The 18,827-nt window shown below is 62.6% G+C and carries 15 protein-coding genes and 2 pseudogenes; 12 read left to right on the forward strand and 5 right to left on the reverse strand.

Features of this window, described 5'->3' with window-relative positions; all coding sequences use genetic code 11:
- Positions 1-18: 18 nt before the first annotated feature.
- The 3 genes from P8R42_23935 to P8R42_23945 form a co-directional block, all read right to left on the reverse strand.
- Positions 19-582 carry a hypothetical protein gene (locus P8R42_23935; protein ID MDG2307649.1) on the reverse strand — a complete coding sequence of 188 codons (564 nt, stop codon included), beginning with the start codon at positions 580-582 and terminating at the stop codon, positions 19-21.
- A 238-nt stretch (positions 583-820) separates the two neighbouring features.
- The gene (locus P8R42_23940) at positions 821-976 is read right to left on the reverse strand and encodes a hypothetical protein (GenBank protein MDG2307650.1); all 156 of its coding nucleotides are present in this window, start codon (positions 974-976) and stop codon (positions 821-823) included.
- 1,653 nt (positions 977-2,629) lie between these two features.
- Entirely contained in the window at positions 2,630-3,730 is a 1,101-nt protein-coding gene (locus P8R42_23945) for a Kazal-type serine protease inhibitor (protein MDG2307651.1), read from the reverse strand.
- Positions 3,731-4,306: 576 nt separating this feature from the next.
- Between P8R42_23945 and P8R42_23950 the strand changes: the two genes are divergently transcribed.
- On the forward strand, positions 4,307-6,535 hold the full coding sequence (locus tag P8R42_23950; GenBank protein MDG2307652.1) for a molybdopterin-dependent oxidoreductase: 2,229 nt from the start codon (positions 4,307-4,309) through the stop codon (positions 6,533-6,535).
- Positions 6,536-6,644: 109 nt separating this feature from the next.
- A complete protein-coding gene (locus tag P8R42_23955) occupies positions 6,645-7,187 on the forward strand; it encodes a VOC family protein (protein ID MDG2307653.1) in 543 nt (180 codons plus the stop codon).
- A gap of 51 nt (positions 7,188-7,238) precedes the next feature.
- On the opposite strand, the gene P8R42_23960 is transcribed toward P8R42_23955, so the two are convergent.
- The gene (locus P8R42_23960; GenBank protein MDG2307654.1) at positions 7,239-8,249 is read right to left on the reverse strand and encodes a hypothetical protein; all 1,011 of its coding nucleotides are present in this window, start codon (positions 8,247-8,249) and stop codon (positions 7,239-7,241) included.
- A gap of 369 nt (positions 8,250-8,618) precedes the next feature.
- A complete protein-coding gene (locus P8R42_23965; GenBank protein MDG2307655.1) occupies positions 8,619-9,002 on the reverse strand; it encodes a hypothetical protein in 384 nt (127 codons plus the stop codon).
- Positions 9,003-9,162: 160 nt separating this feature from the next.
- Between P8R42_23965 and P8R42_23970 the strand changes: the two genes are divergently transcribed.
- The 10 genes and pseudogenes from P8R42_23970 to P8R42_24015 form a co-directional block, all read left to right on the forward strand.
- A complete protein-coding gene (locus P8R42_23970) occupies positions 9,163-9,285 on the forward strand; it encodes a hypothetical protein (GenBank protein ID MDG2307656.1) in 123 nt (40 codons plus the stop codon).
- 18 nt (positions 9,286-9,303) lie between these two features.
- Positions 9,304-9,750 (forward strand): DUF2141 domain-containing protein, encoded by a 447-nt coding sequence (locus P8R42_23975; protein MDG2307657.1) that lies wholly within the window; start codon positions 9,304-9,306, stop codon positions 9,748-9,750.
- Between the two features lie 51 nt (positions 9,751-9,801).
- Complete coding sequence (locus P8R42_23980; protein MDG2307658.1) at positions 9,802-9,942, forward strand: hypothetical protein; 141 nt, start codon at positions 9,802-9,804, stop codon at positions 9,940-9,942.
- A 64-nt stretch (positions 9,943-10,006) separates the two neighbouring features.
- Complete coding sequence (locus P8R42_23985; protein MDG2307659.1) at positions 10,007-10,162, forward strand: hypothetical protein; 156 nt, start codon at positions 10,007-10,009, stop codon at positions 10,160-10,162.
- Between the two features lie 143 nt (positions 10,163-10,305).
- The gene (locus tag P8R42_23990) at positions 10,306-10,686 is read left to right on the forward strand and encodes a hypothetical protein (protein ID MDG2307660.1); all 381 of its coding nucleotides are present in this window, start codon (positions 10,306-10,308) and stop codon (positions 10,684-10,686) included.
- Between the two features lie 33 nt (positions 10,687-10,719).
- Positions 10,720-11,001 carry a hypothetical protein gene (locus tag P8R42_23995; GenBank protein ID MDG2307661.1) on the forward strand — a complete coding sequence of 94 codons (282 nt, stop codon included), beginning with the start codon at positions 10,720-10,722 and terminating at the stop codon, positions 10,999-11,001.
- A gap of 72 nt (positions 11,002-11,073) precedes the next feature.
- The gene (locus P8R42_24000; protein MDG2307662.1) at positions 11,074-11,721 is read left to right on the forward strand and encodes an alpha/beta hydrolase; all 648 of its coding nucleotides are present in this window, start codon (positions 11,074-11,076) and stop codon (positions 11,719-11,721) included.
- 231 nt (positions 11,722-11,952) lie between these two features.
- A pseudogene (locus tag P8R42_24005) lies at positions 11,953-14,790 on the forward strand (hypothetical protein).
- Positions 14,791-16,385: 1,595 nt separating this feature from the next.
- A pseudogene (locus P8R42_24010) lies at positions 16,386-17,583 on the forward strand (IS3 family transposase).
- Positions 17,584-18,205: 622 nt separating this feature from the next.
- Positions 18,206-18,827: cellulose binding domain-containing protein (locus P8R42_24015; protein ID MDG2307663.1), on the forward strand; the 622-nt coding region annotated here is incomplete at its 3' end.

Here is an 18,827-nt window from a genome sequence, read left to right on the forward strand (position 1 = left end):
ACGAGGAGCGAGCCTCGCCTACGTTGACGTCGGTTCTTCGCAATCGCGCGAGAAGCGTAGCCGTCCCGCGTCACCGGGAGCATGGGGTTGGGCAGTCCACCTTCGGTTCAGGTCGGTCTTCAACACAAGAGGAGCGCCTTCATGAAATTCCGAATCCGTTGCGGCTGCCATGCAATCCTCGCCGCGATCGTCTTGATAGCGGGCGCAACCGCGTCGGTCCCGACGTCGATCGGCTTTGCGGCTGGAGGGACCGCCCAGCTCATCATTGGCGAAGAAGCACGCCGGGGAGTCCGGGATCGAGGCGTCAGGGACCGGCTGGAGGAAGAAATGAACGCCTTCCAGCACGGGACGCTTCACCCCGATCTCTATCGACAGGCGTTCGAGCTCATCAATGCGCCAGACCCGGCGTGTGATTGTACCGAAGATAGACGGTCGAGTGACGACGGCCATATCCGGAAGCCCAACCCTTGTGGGGAAAAAGTCGATGGTGCGTGCGAATCGCCCGGAGGCGAAGAAGCGGAACATGTCCCGAATTGGGTGAACACGTGTCTCGAGGCAATCGATCTCGATGATCGGAAACACAACTTCAAGAAGTTGGCTTTCCTCTACGGTCCGTCACTCACATCGTTACGGACGCCTACTATGATAGGGCTTCGTCAACGAGGGAGTCGACGGGGGCGCCGGAAGCATTCCAACCAGGTGCGATGGATCAAAGGAAGGGGGCGGGCCAATCTCGACCGAGCGGAAAGGCGTCGCTGCATCCGAGAAGTTCGCCCAGAAGTATTTCGTTTAGGTCAGGTTTCTCCTCATTGTCTTTCTGCTATTCGACGCTGATCGTGATTGTCTGCGTGCCGTCGAGTTCGAAGCGATCCGGCGTCGCAAAGGCATTGAGCATGTCGTTGAAGCAGGTCAATCCGACATCGCCCTCGACCATGTAAGGGCCCCCCGTCGGCAACCTATCCCCGACAGTCGACATAAATGCCTCTTGGAGCCCTTCGCTTGCCTCGTCACAGGGAACATTGACTAATGAAAAAGCGTTGCTGAGCGTACCGGACCTCCCGCAACCTTCGACGGACAACTCAAAAGCCACGTCGACATCGCACTGTGTCGGGTTGGAGGGGTCTGGCTGGATGCATGCGTCCAAGACGCTCTGATCCGCTGCGACTTCAATGGCACCGTCTTCACCACCGCAGCTCGGTCCAGGAGCCGGACCGGGGCCATCACCACCGCCGCAACCTATGGCGACAACGAGGTTGAGCGCGAGCACCGAACGGAGAACACGTCGGCTCCGGAACGAGGAGCTGAGCTGCGGGAGCGTCATATCCAATCTAGCCTTTCAGTCCGGCGTGCTCGGGCTTCTGTGATCGCCAATGACAAGTCAGTGAAGCAAGACCCGGGTCGCACGAACGTTTGTTCAAGACACGCTGCTCACAAGACTCCATCCATATCAACCCAACGCGACACGAGGGATCCTGAGCTCCCTTTTTTTCTTCGTGCGACCTTCCATCCTCAGTGAACCTCCCCCAGCATCGAGGGAGAAGGACTAATGCGCACCTTCGCCACGCTGTTGCTCGTCCTCGTCGTCATGTCACCGACCTCAAGCTGACCTGCCTGCCCGATTGGTACTGCGCCCCTCCGGGCCGACTGAACGTGCGATTCCGCGTCGATTGAGGCCATCCACCCGTGGCAATAGGCGGGTTCGTGGTCTGAGCAATCAGGACACCGATGCAGGGACGCTTCCGGAAGCAGAAACGAAATGACGGAATGAATACTCGTGGCCAACTACGCCACCGTGCGCGGGGGGGCCGGCTGCGGGGAAAACAGCATATGCCTCGGACCGCGAGGCCGAGGGCACGGCGGTGACGGCGCAGCCACGAAAGCCAAAGCGCGCGGGGAAACAGCATCCGGAGCAGCGCGATCGTCATGGAAGCGATCAGGAGCCGCGCGGAAACCTCGCCGCTTCCGTGAAGCATTTCGGCGGGATGGGTCCCCGAGACGAACACCCGCCAGCACATGGCGATCGCCGGAAGAACGAGAGACATCCAGAGGGCCCGGGAAGCCAGGCCGCGATGGGTTTTTGTCGTCTTCGTCACCGCGGGCCGACCCACTCGAGAAGCGCAGGCGTCACGGGAAAGCGACCTAACATGCTCGGAGCGAGCCCCAGAACTCCCAACGTCCGATACGGCGCCGTCATGTCGTCAAAGAAAGAAAAGGGTGCTTCCTGTCGGCTATCCGCCCCCAGGCACTGCCGCGCCCGCTAGCTTGGTCGACCGCCTCGCCCAGGAGATTTCCGCCTACGCCCTTACCCATCTGCGCGATACGATGGCGCGGCCCGAAAATCAGGAATACGACTTGCCGCTCGTCGTCGACTCCGGGATGAGGACTTCTCTTGAGCGTCGAAGTTGGGGGACAGATCGTGGCGGATAGGAAAAACAAAAGTTTCGCCTCTCGTTTGCCACATAGAGAACGTATCGGGCTTTGGGAGTTCGCGTCGACGACTCCTGGAGAAACATGACCGACCGATTTTCCCGGGTCGCGGGTTCGCCGCCACCGACTGAGCCTGGCGCGAGGTCCAGTTCTCGGGGGCAAGCCGCCGCGACACCACCGCCGAGCGGTTTCCGATTCTCGATCAGAACGCGGGGCAACCCCCCGGCTGCCAGTTCGTGATGCCCTCGGCTTCCGCCACGCACGAGTTCGAGTAGGTTTCCCCGTCGCAACCGCAAACCGGGTCGAAGTTGTTAGGGCAGACCCGACCGCCGTCGACCAGCGATGGGTCGAAGCACACCGGCTCCGAACAGGAGCCCGGCTGCCAGTTCGTGATGCCCTCGGCTTCCGCCACGCACGAGTTCGAGTAGGTCTCCCCGTCGCAACCGCAAACCGGGTCGAAGTTGTTAGGGCAGACCCGACCGCCGTCGACCAGCGATGGGTCGAAGCAGACGACGGGGGCCTCATCTGGCAAAAAGAACGACTCGGGCAACGTCACCGAAGCCAGCAGCTCCCACTGCTCCCCCGGGCAAGGCGCGGCCGAGCAGAGGTTCGAGCTGTAGCAATCGAAATCGAGGTCCGTGCCGTTCTGCGCGGTCTCCTCGCAGTAGATGAAGACCGGCGGGCCCCCGGATGGGAAGAACACATTGCCGGTGACGGAGCCATCGACGAGATTGCGCGTGATGGCCCAACGCTCCGCGCCGACGTCCTTGCTGATGAGGGTCCGCGCGTCGTCCGGTGTGAACTGTAGCCCGGACTCGCGCGTGGCCTGAGCGGCAGCCTCCAACCCGCCGGCGGCTTCGACGACTTCAGCCATCACGGCGTCCATGGCGGCCTCGAGTTGTGCTGCCTCGACGGCTTCGGGCGGCAGGAAGAACGACTCGGGAAGTTCGACGTCCGCCAGCGGAACCCACTGATCGGCCCCGCACGGCGCCGCGATGCAAACATCGGCCGAAGCGCAGGACAGCAGCAGGTCCGCCCCCCGCGTGCCGGCCTGCTGACAGAAGACGAAAAGAGGATCTCCACCGGTCGGGAAGAAAACATTGCCCGTCACGGTAAGGTCGTCGAGGTTGCGGGTAATCGCCCAACGCTCGGTGGAGACGTCTTTGCTGACGAGCACGCGCTGTACGTCCGGCGTGATCTGGAGGCCGGATTCCCGTTCCCCCTGCGCCTGGACGAGGCCGCCCAGAGCGATGATGCCGGCAACTGCAAAAGCCGCCCGAAGTCCGATTCTCTTGAACCTCATACGTTCCTCTTTCACCCAAGCCGGCATGTCTGCCTCCGACCAATCTTTGTCATTTCATCCACACGCCGGAACCATGCTTCATCTGGGAATGCCTCGGAGTCACGGCCTGCGTCCTCCTTGCGTCCGAGAGGCGAACCGTCCAGTGCCGCATGTCGGGCTAGTTCGACTTCGCTTCTTCGCTCACGCGCGCAAACGCGCTGCGAGTCTGTACCGATCACAACGGTCTCGGACAAGCGCGAGCACCAGTAAATCTCGAGTGCTTTTGTTCGAACGTTCGCACGAGGCATAGGAGGGCGCACGCCAACGTCGGTAAGCCTCCGACATTTCGTCAAAAAGCCAAAAAGGTGCTTCCTGTCGGCTATCCGCAGCGGCTTGAATCGGCAGCAATCCGGGAGATTGAGCACCAAAGTGCTGCCGGCGAAAGATCACCCCTCTGTCTATTGTCGCGGGATCTGGGACGCCATAATGCCGCGGGACTGAACCGACGGCCAGACCCCATCGACAGCTCCAATGCTTGACACTCTGCATGCGGGTGATGGATGTTGGCGATCGAGATTTTCCAACCCGCGAGCAACTATGAAAAATTCCAAAGGTAAAGAACAAACACGCGCAATTTGTCGGACCTGCATGATCTCATGCGGTGTCTTCATGGAAATCGAAAACGGACGCGTCAAGAGTTTGATTGGCGATTCTGATGATCCAGCATCTCATGGATACTCGTGCAGGCGTGGCCGCGATATCACGGGGCATCTCTATGGACCCAACCGAATTCTTCGTCCTCTGCAAAAAGACTCGAACGGAGAATTCCAATCCGTCTCACCGCAAACAGCCGTTGCCGGTATTGCCGGGCGACTGAGCGAAATCGTCGACAAGCACGGCCCCGCCTCTGTGGCCCTCTACTCGGGCACCTATGCGCTGGCCCCTCCCGGAGGCATGGTATCCGGTGCGTTCATGAATGCACTGGGTTCCCCGATGTCCTTCAGCTGCGGTTCGATCGACCAACCCGGAAAACTTCTGGCACGTGCCCTGCACGGAAAATGGCACGCAGGCGGTACTGCCTTTGCCGAGGCGGAAACATGGTTGTTCATTGGCACCAACCCCGCGGTCTCGGGCCTTGGCGGCGTCCCCACGATCAATCCCAACTGGCACCTGCACCGGGCGGTCAAACGCGGCATCAAACTGATCGTGATTGATCCCAGACGCAGCGAAACTGCACAGAAAGCCCGGATCCACCTGCAACCGGTCCCCGGCGAGGATGCAATTATCCTGGCCGGCATGGTTCGCCTCGTTCTCTCGGAAGGCCTCGAAGACAAGGACTTCGTTGCCGAGAACGGCAAAAATCTGGAAGAACTGCGCCAACACGTCGAACCATTTACGCCGGAGTTTGTGGAGAAACGCGCGGACATTCCTGCGGATCAACTGCGCGAGGCCACGCGGATCTTCGCCGAAGCCAAGACCGGTGGAGCCAGCGCCGGCACCGGGTCCAATATGTCGCCGCGGGGAACGCTCGCCGAGTATCTTCTGGCTTGCCTGATTACGCTTTGTGGCTTTCGTGCCAAGCAAGGAGACCGGGTCCCGAACCCCGGCGTGCTCGTGCCCAAAGGACCGCGACGCGCGCAACCGCTGGAACCCATGCCCGTTGCCTGGGGCTTTCCGCCCGCCCTGCGGGTCCGCGGGCTCTCCAACACCGCCTGCGGATTGCCAACAGGTGCGCTTGCTGACGAGATCCTGCTCGAGGGCGACGGACAGATTCGTGCCCTGTTCTGTCTCGGAGGCAATCCTCTCACGGCCTGGCCCGATCAGATCAAGACGCGCGCCGCTCTGGAAAAACTGGACCTGCTTGTTGTTCTCGACCCGAAGATGAATCAGACGGCGCGCTATGCGGACTACGTCATCCCACCCAAACTGGTTCCAGAGATCCCGGCGCTGAGCTACGACTTCGAAGAACTCGAAACCCACTCGCCGGGCTGGGGCTATCCAGTCCCCTATGCTGCCTACCGCGAGGCTCTGGTCGACCCGCCCGAAGGCTCCGAGCTTCTCGAGGATTGGGAATTGTTCTACTACCTCGCACGAGAGATGAAGCTGCCCCTGCAGGTCTACTTTGGCCTGCTGCGAGACCCCGGTGACCCCGAAGGACGGTTTGTTTCCCTCGATATGGAAAACAAGCCGACGACAGACGATTTTTTCGAGATGCTCACCGAAGGATCGCGCATCCCGCTGTCTGAGGTTCGCAAGCACGAGGCCGGACGCCTCTATGAGGACCCCGACGCGGTCGTTTTGCAGCGAGATCCAGACTGCACCTCGTATCTGGAGCTCGGCAACCCGATCATGATGGAGCAACTCGACGAAGCTCTCCAACAGGGAGCCGTCCCCGGCGATGAAGAATTCCCGTTCCGGCTTTTGAGCCGAAGGCAGAAACATACCCTGAACTCTCTGGGTCGCGATCAGGCTGATTTGGTCCGGGAGCGCCCTCATAATCCACTCTTCATGCACCCGGCGGATATGAAGAAAATCGGTGCCGACAATGGCAAGATCGTCTCGATCTCGTCGCGCCGCGCCACCATTCACGCGGTCGTGCAGGAGTCGAACGAACTCCGCGAGGGCGTGGTTTCCATGAGCCACGCCTACGGGATCGATCTCGACAGACTGAAGGCCGGATCGGACCCCTCCGAGCCGCAGGAATACTCGATGGGCAACCATACGGGTGCACTGGCCAGTGCGGATCTGGACTATCAGGAGCCCTACACGGGGATACCGAGGATGAGTTCGATTCCCGTGCACGTCACCCTCGGTGACCTCAACTGAAGCGGAAAATACTGCTCCCCGAGCAAGTGCGCCAAGGTTCGCCGCAAGCAAGCCCGCAGGTGTGAAGAATCCGGGAACGGCAGCTAAGTATACTGGTATGAGCCGAAATATGGACAGTACGACCCTCGCGAAACCCGCCAACTTTGCCCACTTTGTCCTCCGTGTCACCGACCTGAAAGCTTCGATCGCCTTTTACGAAAGGCTTCTCGGGATGTACGTCGTCCACGAAGCTCCCTTCATCGCTTTTCTGACTTACGATGCCGAACATCATAGGATCGCTCTGGTGGTCACACCGGTGACCGACAAGGCGCCTCCGGGTGCGGCCGGGCTCGACCATGTCGCCTATACGTTTTCCTCTTTGGGAGCTCTGCTCGGGAGCTACCTGCGGCTGAAAGAACTTGGCATCGTTCCCGTCTGGTCGATCAACCATGGACCGACGACCTCCTTGTACTACGCCGACCCCGATGGGAATCGGATCGAGTTGCAAGTGGACAACTTCGAAACCGAGCGACAAGCGCAGGAGTTCATGTCCAGCGATGTCTTTGCGCAAAACCCGATCGGCGTGGAGTTTGACGCCGACAGGCTTGCTGCACGCTTCATCGCAGGCGACCCTATCGACGAGTTGCAAAAACAGGGCGCAACCGAAAACTAGTCCAGAAACTCCTGGAGGATCCCGTCCTGTCCGAAAACTCGGCCCGCGTTCTCATGCCGCTTCTCGATAGTAGTGGTTCAGGATTCCACCGAGCCGCTCGTGTCGCCGGATGGGCCCGTCACACCTCCCCGGCTCTTCAGGAATGATCACCGCGCTGTCCAGTCCCTGATGGTGACGCTCGCGATGGCAGTGCTCGACGTACTCCCTGACAGCGTGCCGTAGATGCCGCTCGCCCAGTGGAACCATCTTGTTGGAACACTCGAATTTGATCGAGAGCACGAACCGTTCGGCGTAGGCGTTCAAGTTCGGACTTCTGGCAGGCAGCCTCAACGGTTCCACGCCGCTGTCGCGCAGGATGTTGCGGAAGCCCTTGGTGAACAGGGGATCGCGGTCGAGAATCAGGTAACATTTGCCGAGCAGGAACCCGTCGAAGCCATCGGTGAGGTGCCGCGCCATGTTCCTCATCCACGCTTCATTGGGCCGGCAGGCGATGCCTGCGATATAAACCTTGCGCGTACTCAGCTCGATTACGAAAAGGACCGAGTATCGAACCAGCCCGCCGAGCGTCACGACCTCGACGGTGAAGAAGTCCATGGCTGCAAGGACCCCCCAGTGCCCCTTCAGGAACGTCTTCCACGACGTCTTCTTACATCGCTCAGGCGCAGGCTCGATGCCGTGGTCGGTTAGGATCGCGGCGACCGTGGTCCGACCGATCTCGTGTCCCAGGCTGCGCATGACGTCGCGTAGGCGGGTGTAGCCCCAACCGGGATTGTCACGGGCAAGCTGGACCACGAGTGCCGCAGTCTCCGGCGGCTTCGCAGGTCGGCCCGGCCCGCGCCGTGCGCTGCCGTCGTATTTCCTGGCGACCAGCTTCCTGTACCAGCGGAGGATCGTGCCTGGCGTCACCAGACCCGCGCACTCCTGCAGCAGCTTCGTTCCGAGGAGCTTCCCCTTGGCCGCGAGACGACGGCGCTGGTCATCGGCGAGAAGGATGGACCGGCATGCTCGGCTCGCGCAACCGTCGACGGCTCCGGCCGAATCCTGGTCCTTCCGAACGCTCATGCCTCCCCAGAACGGCTCGAAAATCGGGGCGGCCAAGTTTTCGGACAGGACAGGGTCCTACGACTGCGTGAATGAGCGGGCGCACGACGGCCCGGAGAAGGGTGCCGCCCTCAGCCCAGCTCGCCTCGCTTCCTGAGAACCAGCATGGTGCCCGCGAGCAGGAGCAACGCGGCGAGCCCAACCGTGCCGAGCGGTGATAGAGCTCCATGAGGCAGATAGAGGCGCACGCATAAGTCCGGTAAGGCGCCGTTCGGTCGGATTGGAGCCAAAAAAAGGGGCTTCATGTCGGCTATCCGCGACCGTGAAATCTTCTTTGTCTTGAGAGAGGACGGTAGCCGACATCAAGGCCTTTTTTGACCCAGGCCCCTTCTACCCGTCAACTCCCGACGTCCCCGAGAAGCCTCCGCCGGCGGTTTGCAGAACGGCGATGCCGAAGCGGTCAAACCCTAGGTAGCTGCCGCCTTCTACCAGCCCCATGTGGTAACCGAAGTCGTCCGACCCGCAGCTGTGGCCGATGATGATACGGTGCGCGGGCACGCCGGCTTCGGTCAGTATGCGCTGCTGCTGGTCGCCCAGCACGCCGGTGTCGGTGTGGGTGGTTATGGGCGCGCCGGTCTCGACCGACGCCGCGGCGGCGGCCAACAGCAGCATGTGCTCGTAATCGCTTATGGCCGGCTGCCCGGTGGCCACCTTGATGATGCCCGCGCGCATGCCGGTGTCGCCTCTGCCCTCGGTCAGTTCCTTGACGTACATCGCAGCGTAGGCGAGCAAACGTGCCGGAAGTGTCTCTTACAAATCGACCCCGAAGATCCCGACTCAGCCGTCCGATAAGGTGCCGTTAGGTCGGCTTGGAGCCAAAAAGGGGCTTCATTTCGGCTATCCGCATGATCACTGGGAGCTCACGCTCTGGACGATGAACCTGTTCAACGAGGGGTATAACGTCGTGGGCCTCGATATCCGGATCATCAGCGGGTACACCGGCATCAACGGTCCGCCGCGCAAGTACGGCGCGACGCTGCGCTATCGGTTCTATTAAAAGAGACAAGGGGGAAACATGGCTTCGCAACGTGCGCTGATCTTGGGGTTGGGCCTTACGTGTGGGCTGGCATTCGCGACACTCGCCGTGGCGGAGGACGCGCAGACGAGCACGCTGACGCTCGTCGCCACCGGCTTCGACTCGGACGACGGCGAAGCGCTCATCCAGCTCGCGAACTCCCAAGCCGATTACGAGTCCGACGACGAGGGGTTTCGCGTCGCGAAGATCAAGCCGGTCGGGAACAAGGTCGAGACGACCTTCGAGGATCTTGCTTACGGTGAGTACGGGATCAAGATCTTCCACGACGAGAACGGGAACGGCGAACTCGACATCGGCTGGACCGGCCCCGAAGAGGGGTACGGGTTCTCGAACGACGCCCGAGCCCTCATGGGCCCGCCCGACTGGGAGGACGCGAAGTTCACCGTGAGCGAGCCCACTCAGGCCATCGAGATCGAGCTGAAGTAGGTGACTCTGATGTCGATTCGACCGCAGAGAACGAAACGGATAGGAGCGGGAATGCTTGGCCGTCTCCGAACTCTCTCCTTCGCTCTGGTAATCGCGCTCGCGAGCGGGTCCCACGCTTGCGCGCAGGAGAGTGAGAGCTACCACGAGGAGCAGGACGGGGCGCCGGATTACACCGCGGACGAAGAGGCGTGAACGGACCGCCATCCCGGCGGACGAGCCGCGTAGCTTCGACGAGCCGCACGCCGGTATCGAGGTCGTGAAGCCGACGAAGTCTCGCCACGAGGGGATCGGCGTCGAGGAGCTGGTCGTTACCGCGCAGAAGCGCGCACAGGACATCCAGGACGTACCGATCTCGATGACCGCTCTGACCCGCTCCATGAGGCAGAAAGAGGCGCACGCATACGTCCGGTAAGGCGCCGTTAGGTCGGCTATCCGCAACCCGGTCCCTGCCCTTTGCCTCGCGGAACACCCAGAAAATTGATCCCTCAGATAAAACTTAGTACGCGGCTGCAACGATAAGATGCCGAGTTCGATATTCATGTGAGGAGAAAACCGATGCAATCACGCACAAAATATCTATCGGTGGTGGCCGTGACCGTGGCTCTTGCCGCCGGCGGCTGTGGGGATAGCGGTTCCGATGCCGACCCACTGGCCGGCATGCAGTCCAACTTCACGCACAAAATGATGCGCGCGACCGGCGAGAATCCGTTTGCCCAGCTCGGCTACGAATGCCGCGAGTGCTCCTGGGAACAAGTTGAGGCCATCGTGCCACCAGCGGGTTGGACCAAGGGCCCCGCGCAGGTGGTGATTCCCACCGGCGAGATCCGCAGTCGGCCCTCATTCGAAGGGGTTCCGGACTCGATGGATTTTGTGCCCGAGATTCCCGGCAACGAGTATCTGCTGATTGTCAAAAACGTCGACGGGCGCATTATTTAAATCGGCGGCATGGGCGTTGTCGTCGAAGCTCAAGTGATCCGAGACACTCTGCTGCGCTTTCCACCCACCGCCCGCGTTCACGAACTCACCGACCCCGATGGTAGCGTGTTCGTACTCTTTGCTCACGGAATCGACCCGGACGACCCGGATCGAGTCAACTATCTGGATGCCGACGCTCTCTCCTACCTCAACCCTCTCGAGGGTTGGACCTACAGCACCCGCATCATCAACGAGGAATTGCTCCTGGAAGCCAACGGCAGAGCCACAGTGCTGGCGATTCGCGGCGAGAACGAGTCGACCTGGGAGAAACGCTGAGAACTCTCTCGGGCTGCACATGGACTGCGAGCGGATAGCCGACATGAAGCCCCTTTTTGGCCCCAAGGCGACATAACGGCGCCTTACCGGACGTATGCGTGCGCCTCTTTCTGCCTCTGTTCGGGTTCAGAGGCGCCCGAGAACAAGTTCCCCAAGTGCCTCGACGACTGCGAGGCCGCCGTTCGGTGGACAGCCGAGAACGCCGCCGACCTCCGCGTCGATCCGGAACGCATCGCCATCGGCGGCGACAGCGCCGGCGGCAACCTCGCCGCAGCCGTCGCGATCTCCAACCGCGAGAACGAAGGCCCGTTCCTGTGCCATCAGCTGCTCGTCTACCCGGTCATCGACTCGCGCCGGAACACGCCTTCGTACCAGCAGAACGCGGAAGGCTACTTTCTCTCGGCGGCCGCGATGAAGTGGTTCTGGGAGATGTACCTGAATGACGAGTCCGACGGCGACAATCAACTCGCTTCGCCGATCCGCGCCGACGACCTCACGGACCTTCCCCCAGCGACCGTCGTCACGGCCGAGTTCGACCCCCTCCGCGACGAGGGTGAGGCCTACGCTGAGCAGCTGGCGGCCGCCGGCGTGCCCGTCGACAGCCGACGGTGGGACGGGATCATCCACGGCTTCTTCGGCATGGGCGACATGCTTCCCAAGGGCAAGGAAGCCATCCGCTACGCCGCCGCACGCCTTCGGGAGAGCTTCGGCGCCGGCTGAACCGATGACCGCGCTCCGGTCGTGGCCCGTCCACCGCCGGAGCTTCGATCCACCTCTTTTACCCGCCGCAAAACGGCCCGAGACCGACCCGGCGTGCACCCCGGCGTCTTCGGCCCCGATTTCCGCCCCCCCGGCAGGCGAGCCTTGCCTTCCAAGGTGTCTCTGGGACACACTCGCCTTCGGCCACGTTGCGCCCATCCACACGCGGAAGCACAGAAAAAGGGAGTCCCGATGCGCGCCCCGTCCACCCTCATCACGGCCTTTCTCTTCCTCGCCAGCGCACCCTTCGCCGGCGCACAGCCGGCGTTCGTGAACTTCGAGTCCGGCCATGTACGACCGCTCGCTCTCAGTCCGGACGGCGCCACTCTGTTCGCGGTCAACACGCCCGACAACCACCTCGAGATCTTCGACGTGGACGGCACGGGCATCACGCGCCGGACCTCCGTCCCCGTGGGAATGGAACCCGTCGCCGTCGCGGCGCGCAACAACACGGAAGTGTGGGTGGTGAACCACCTCTCCGACAGCGTCTCAGTGGTCGACGTCAGCTCCGTTCCGCCGCGCGTCGTACGCACGCTGCTCGTGGGTGACGAACCCCGCGACATCGTCTTCGCCGGCACCGGCGGCAACCGCGCGTTCATCACCACGGCCCGCCGGGGCCAACAGCGCAACGATGCATCGATCGCGGCTGTTCCCGGCAGCGGCGACCCGCAACTCACGACCGGAGGCATCGGCCGCGCCGACGTGTGGGTGTTCGACGCCACGAGTCTCGGCGGGGCGTTCGGCGGCGTCCCCATCGAGATCAAGACGTTCTTCGCCGACACCCCGCGCGCACTCGCGGTGAGCAACGATGGGAACACCGTCTACGTCGCCGGTTTCCATACGGGAAATCGCACGGCAACCGTGAGCGAGGGCGCCGTCTGCAACGGCTTCGCGACGGCCCTCCCTTGTTCCGGCGACGGCATCACGTCCCCCGGAGGCCTCGCCAGCGGACAGATGCCCGGCGGCAACCCGGGCCCCACCACGGATCACATGGGTGTCGATGCACCCGAGGTCAGCCTGATCGTGAAATTCAACGAGGGCAGCGGCCTTTGGGAGGATGAGCTCGGACGAAACTGGAACAACGGCATCCGCTTCAACCTCCCCGACGAAGACGTGTTCGCGATGAACGCGAACACGCTGACGCAAACCGCGGCCCACGTCGGCGTCGGCACGACGCTCTTCAACATGGTCGTCCATCCGACCACGGGCGACCTGCACGTGACGAATACCGAGTCGATCAACGAGACCCGCTTCGAGGGCCCGGGAATCTTCGGTCCCTCGACCGTACAGGGCCACCTCGCCGAGGCCCGCGTCACCGTGATCGATAACCCGGGCGTCACGAACCCCGCGAGCGTGAAGCCGCGACACCTGAACAAGCATCTCAACTACAACCTGCTCGCCGGAGACCCCGGCTTCGACGCCACGGCGAAGCTTCACAGCCTCGCAACCCCCACGGACGCCGTGATCGACAGCACCGGGACGACGATCTACATCGCCGCGTTCGGCTCCAGCACGGTCGGCGTCCTCGGGACGACCGCACTCGAGAACGACGCGTTCGATCCGACGCTGGCCAGCGCCAGCTACCTGCCCGTCAGCGGCGGCGGCCCGAGCGGTCTCGCCCTCGACGAGATGCACAACCGACTCTACGTGCTGACCCGGTTCGACAACTCGATCTCGGTCATCGACCTGGTCACGAGCACCGAGGTCGACCATCTGCCCATCCACAACCCCGAGCCGGCGGTCGTCCTGGACGGACGACAGTTTCTGTACGACGCCTTCGACAGCTCTGCGAACGGTGAGGCCTCGTGCGCGAGCTGCCACGTCTTCGGCGATCTCGACCAGCTCGCCTGGGACCTCGGCAACCCCGACGACGAGGTCACCTCCAACCCGATGTCGATCAAGCTCGAAGCCGGGGCGCTTCTCTTCGGCAGCTCGCTGAATGGCGGCGCCGACGTGGACGAATTTCACCCGATGAAGGGCCCGATGACCACCCAGACCCTGCGGGGGCTCGCCAACAGCGGCCCCATGCACTGGCGTGGCGATCGAGCGAACGGCGTGTTCGGAATCGGCACCGACGAGCACCTCTCCTTCGACAACTTCCTGCTCGCGTTCCCCGGGCTCCTCGGGCGCGCGTCCGCGATCTCCTCGACCGATATGATGAAGTTCACCGACTTCGCCTTGACCCTCACGTTACCACCCAACCCGGTACGCGCGCTCGACAACTCTCTCACGCCGGACCAACAGGGCGGCTTGAACTTCTTCTCCGGGTCGCGACGCTCCGACGGCATCGCAATCCTTCCCGACCTCGGCTTCACCTGCGAAGGCTGCCACACTCACGATCCGTCACAGGGCTTCTTCGGAACGAACGGAGATGCGAGCTTCGAAAACGAAGAGCAGATCCTGAAGATCGCTCATCTACGGAACCTCTATCAGAAGGTCGGAATGTTCGGCATGCCCGACGTCGGCTTCTTCAACGGCGGCAACAACGGGCATACGGGCGATCAAGTCCGAGGTTTCGGCTTCCTGCACGACGGCAGCGTCGACACGATCTTCCGCTTCTTCGAGGCCACGGTCTTCAACAACCAGAATGGCGTCGGCTTCGACGGGCCGAGCGGGGGCGACGTCAAACGCGCGCAGATGGAGCAGTTCATGCTCGCGTTCGATTCCGACGTCGCTCCGATCGTCGGCCAGCAGGTCACGCTCGACCCCACGAACTCTGCGGTGGCGGGGCCGCGGATCGACCTGTTGATCCAACGCGCCGGTACGTCGTTCATCTCGAAAGAGCTCGGAGGCGCCGTCACCGAGTGTGACCTCGTCGTGAAGGGAACCATCGCCGGTGAACCCCGCGGTGCCGTCCTGAATTCGGGCGGAACGTTCACTATGGACAAGTCGGCCGGCTCCGCACTCAGCGACGCCGCCCTCCGCGCCCTCGCAGCGACCCCGGGCCAGGAACTGACCTACACCTGCGCGCCTCCGGGATCCGGAACGCGCATGGGAATCGACCGGGACGAGGACGGTGAGTTGGATGGCGACGACAACTGCCCCGCCGTGAGCAATCCCGGTCAGGAAGATGCCGACATGGATGGCATCGGCGACGTCTGCGACGCCACCGGCTCGCTCTGTGGGGACAGCGCCGTGAACGGAACCGAAGTCTGTGACGATGGAACGAACGACGGCGGCGAAGGCGAGTGCCTTCCCGGCTGCGGTGGGATCCAGTCCTGCGGCGATAGCAGCGTCGAAGGGACCGAGATCTGCGACGACGGAACGAACGACGGCGGCGAAGGCGAGTGCCTCGCCGGTTGCAGCGGGATCCAGTCCTGTGGCGATAACAGCGTCGAAGGGACCGAGGTCTGTGACGACGGAACCAACGACGGCGGCCAGGCCGAGTGCCTGCCGGGCTGCGGCGGCTTCCAGGCCTGCGGCGACTCGGTCGTCGAAGGAACCGAGGTCTGCGACGACGGCGTCAACGATGGCGGCGACGGCGAGTGCCTCGCCGGTTGCGGCGGGATTCAGTCCTGCGGCAACGGCATCCCCGAGGGCACGGAGTCCTGTGACGATGGCGTGAACGACGGCGGTGCGGGTGAGTGCCTGCCCGGATGCGTCGGTATCCAAACGTGTGGCGACGGGCTGGCCAACGGCGACGAGATCTGTGACGGAGGCGACGACGCGGCCTGCCCGGGTGCTTGCTCGGCCAGCTGCGGCTGCGGTGTGTGCCCGAACCTGCCGGACCCGACGTGCCTCGATGCCGGCAAACACAGCCTCCAGGTCCGAGACAGCACGATCAACGAGCGCGACGTGTTCAAGTGGACGTGGTCGAAGGCATCGCCGTTGGTACAGGCCGACCTGGGCGACCCCATCGCAACGACGAACTACACGCTGTGCGTGTACGACTCGAGCGGCGGCGTCGACTTCCTGGCCACCTCCCTGGCAATCGCTCCGGGGTCCAACTGGACGAGCCAGGAACCGAAGGGCTTCCGATACAAGGACAAGTTCCGCACCTCGAGCGGAGTCTTGAAAGCCCAGGTGAAGACCGGCGAGGTCGGCCGATCGCGCGCTCTCATCGTGGCGAAGGGCGCGAACCTGCCCCTGCCCTCTCCCGCGGGAGCGACGTTCTTCGAGCAGTCGCCGCGCGTGACCGTGCAGCTGCGGAACGATTCAACGGGAACCTGCATGGGCTCCGAGTTCACATCAAACTCGAAGAACACGACAGACGTCTTCAAGGCCAAGGCGCCCTGACCGAACACTCCGATCTGCCTCCTTCGCAGGCCGGCCCTCAGGTCGGCGCGCAGGGGGCAACGGATGTTGCCGTATCGCAGAGAACACACGCTGGCCAGGCCTGATGACCGCGGCACTGTACGTCGTCGCATCGGGAGGATCGGATGCGGACCTCCGCTCGTGATCGGCGTGCCCCACGCGAGGGGATCGCCGTCGGGTCGCGACGAGTACCGCTGCCAACCCGCGGATAGCCGACATCAAGCCCCTTTTTTGGCCCCAAGGCGACATAACGACGCCTTACCGGACGTATGCGTGCGCCTCTTTCTGCCCCTGTTCGGGTTCAGAGAAGGTTGGACCAAATAGGTCGAGGAAATAAGAGACACGCCCGGCCCAAAGGGAAGGAGAAACCAATGGGTAAGGGAGAGAGTGCAGAGAAGGTCGTGCGCGACATTCAGCGCAAGACACGCCGACGATTTTCTGCGGAGGAGAAGATCCGCATCGTCCTCGAAGGACTGCGTGGCGAGGAGAGCATTGCCGCGCTGTGCCGCCGCGAGGGGCTGGCCCCGAATCTGTACTACCGGTGGTCCAAGGAGTTTCTGGAGGCCGGGAAGAAGCGGCTGCTGGGCGACACGAAGCGCGAGGCGAGCGCGCCGGAGGTGAAGGGCCTGCGAGACGAGAACGATCGTCTGAAGCACGCACTGGCCGAGACGGTGCTGGAGAATCGGCTGCTCAAAAAAACGTGCTGGGCTCCGGCTCGGACGACGGTACGTGCGATTGAAGGCGGCGGAGAAGCGCGAAGTGATCCGCCTGGTTGAAGGCTCGGACCTGTCGGTGCGACGCACTCTGCGCGAGCTGGGCGTGAGCCGCTCGACTTTCTACGCCTGGTACGGGCGCTACCGCGAGCACGGGGACGCGGGACTGGAGCCGCGCAAGCCCGCGACGCGCCGCCACTGGAACCGCATCCCCGACCACGAGCGAAAGCGCGTGGTCGAAGCGGCGCTGGCCGACCCGGAGAAGTCGCCGAGAGAGCTGGCGTGGCAGACGACGGACCGGACGGGCCGTTTCATCTCGGAATCCAGCGTCTACCGCATCTTGAAGGCGCATGACCTGATCACGAGCCCGGCCTTCGTGCTGATCCGAGCCGCCGACCGTTTTCGGCATCCAACCAAGCGGCCCAACGAACTCTGGCAGACGGACTTCACCTACCTCCAGGCGGTCGGCTGGGGCTGGTACTATCTGTCCACCGTGCTCGACGACTACTCGCGCTACATTCTTGCGTGGACGCTCGGCACGACGATGAAGGTATCCGACGTGACCGAGACGCTCGACGTGGCGCGAGCGAAGGCCGGGGTGGACGAGGTGAAGGTGGTGCATCGGCCTCGGCTCCTGAGCGACAACGGCCCCTGCTACGTGTCGGGAGAGCTGGCGACCTACCTCGGTCGCCACGGGATGGAGCACTACAACCACCGGCGCTACCACGAGTCACTGGACAACGTGACGCCAGCCGATGCATATCACGGGCGGCGCAACACGATCCTGACGCGCCGCGAACAGATCAAGAAAAAGACGATGGCTCGTCGCAAGCGGCAGAACCTACGAGCTGCGTAGGCGAGCAAACGTGCCGGAAGTGTCTCTAAAAGATCGACCCCAAAGATCCCGACTCAGCTGACGACGTACAGCCCCGCGTCCGTTCAACCTCGGCCTCGCGCCGCCTTGCGATGATCTGCGCGGGAAGGGTCAAAACCCGAACACTTCGTTCTCCTCCGCAACGAGAACGCACTCACCGCGGGCAAACTCACGGCACCCGACGTGCGCTCTGCAAAAAATTTCGAACGCGGCGGTTTTGAAGCGAATCGACGCCAGGTTTCGCAGAAAAAGACTTGTCGAAATTCGGCGACTATTGCAGCGTTCAGTCGGCCGCGAGAGTCGCCCCCCCCCCCCCATTCCCCACACCCCCTGCCCGTGCCCTCGAACTACCGTCTGGCGCACAGGTCGTCTCCCGGGCCCAACGCAGTCTGGACTTTAGCGTTGCACCGCAATGGGAGTCAGCAAAATGGGGATGAGACGGAAAGCAACTCAGGGAATGACCGCGCGGTGCACCCTGTCGATCGCGACCAGGGGGCACACGGACGCAACCTGCAGAACTTTCCTTGTCCCCGAAATCGCAAAGAGTGCGGTTTCAAGACGAGAGGAAAACGGACGTCGATCGTTTTCTGAAAGGAGAGTTAGAATGATGCGAATACGCGCTTTTAAGCTCGATGTGGCCCGATTGGTCTACACGGGTCTTTCCGCTGTCTTGGTACTGGCAGCATGGGCCTCCGTTTCTCATGGAGCCGAAGAACATCCATCTCCACACCAAAACCTCTCGCTCAGCATCGATTACTATGTCGACTGGGGATCGGGAGCCTGCGGGGAAGGCCGCGTCACAAATCAGGGCTCGAGACAAATTGACTGGGAAGTTTGTGTCGAATTGGCCGGCCTGGTGACGACTCATTGGAATTCTCACATGAACGAGGACTGGCGTGCACAATGCCCGCAGAACTCAGGAGGCCACCCATGGAAATTTGTGGGAGCCGACTGGAACCGAACCTTGGGGCCCGGTGCTTCGACGACCTTCGGTTTCTGTGTCGACTGGACGCAACAGCCAGATCCGATCGAAGAAGAACCCGTTGATTTCCCAGTAGATCCGGATGAGGAGGAACCCCTCCCTGCGGATCCTATCTCCCCACCCGACGAGCCCGAGGATCCGGTGATGCCCCCCACGGACGATCACCACGACCACGATCACACGCCTCTACCGGCACCCCCGGGTGACTATGTCGACATCACCACCTGGGGAACCTTCCACGGCT

The sequence above is a fragment of the Candidatus Binatia bacterium genome, assembly GCA_029243485.1.
GTDB lineage: Bacteria > Desulfobacterota > Binatia > UBA12015 > UBA12015 > VGTG01.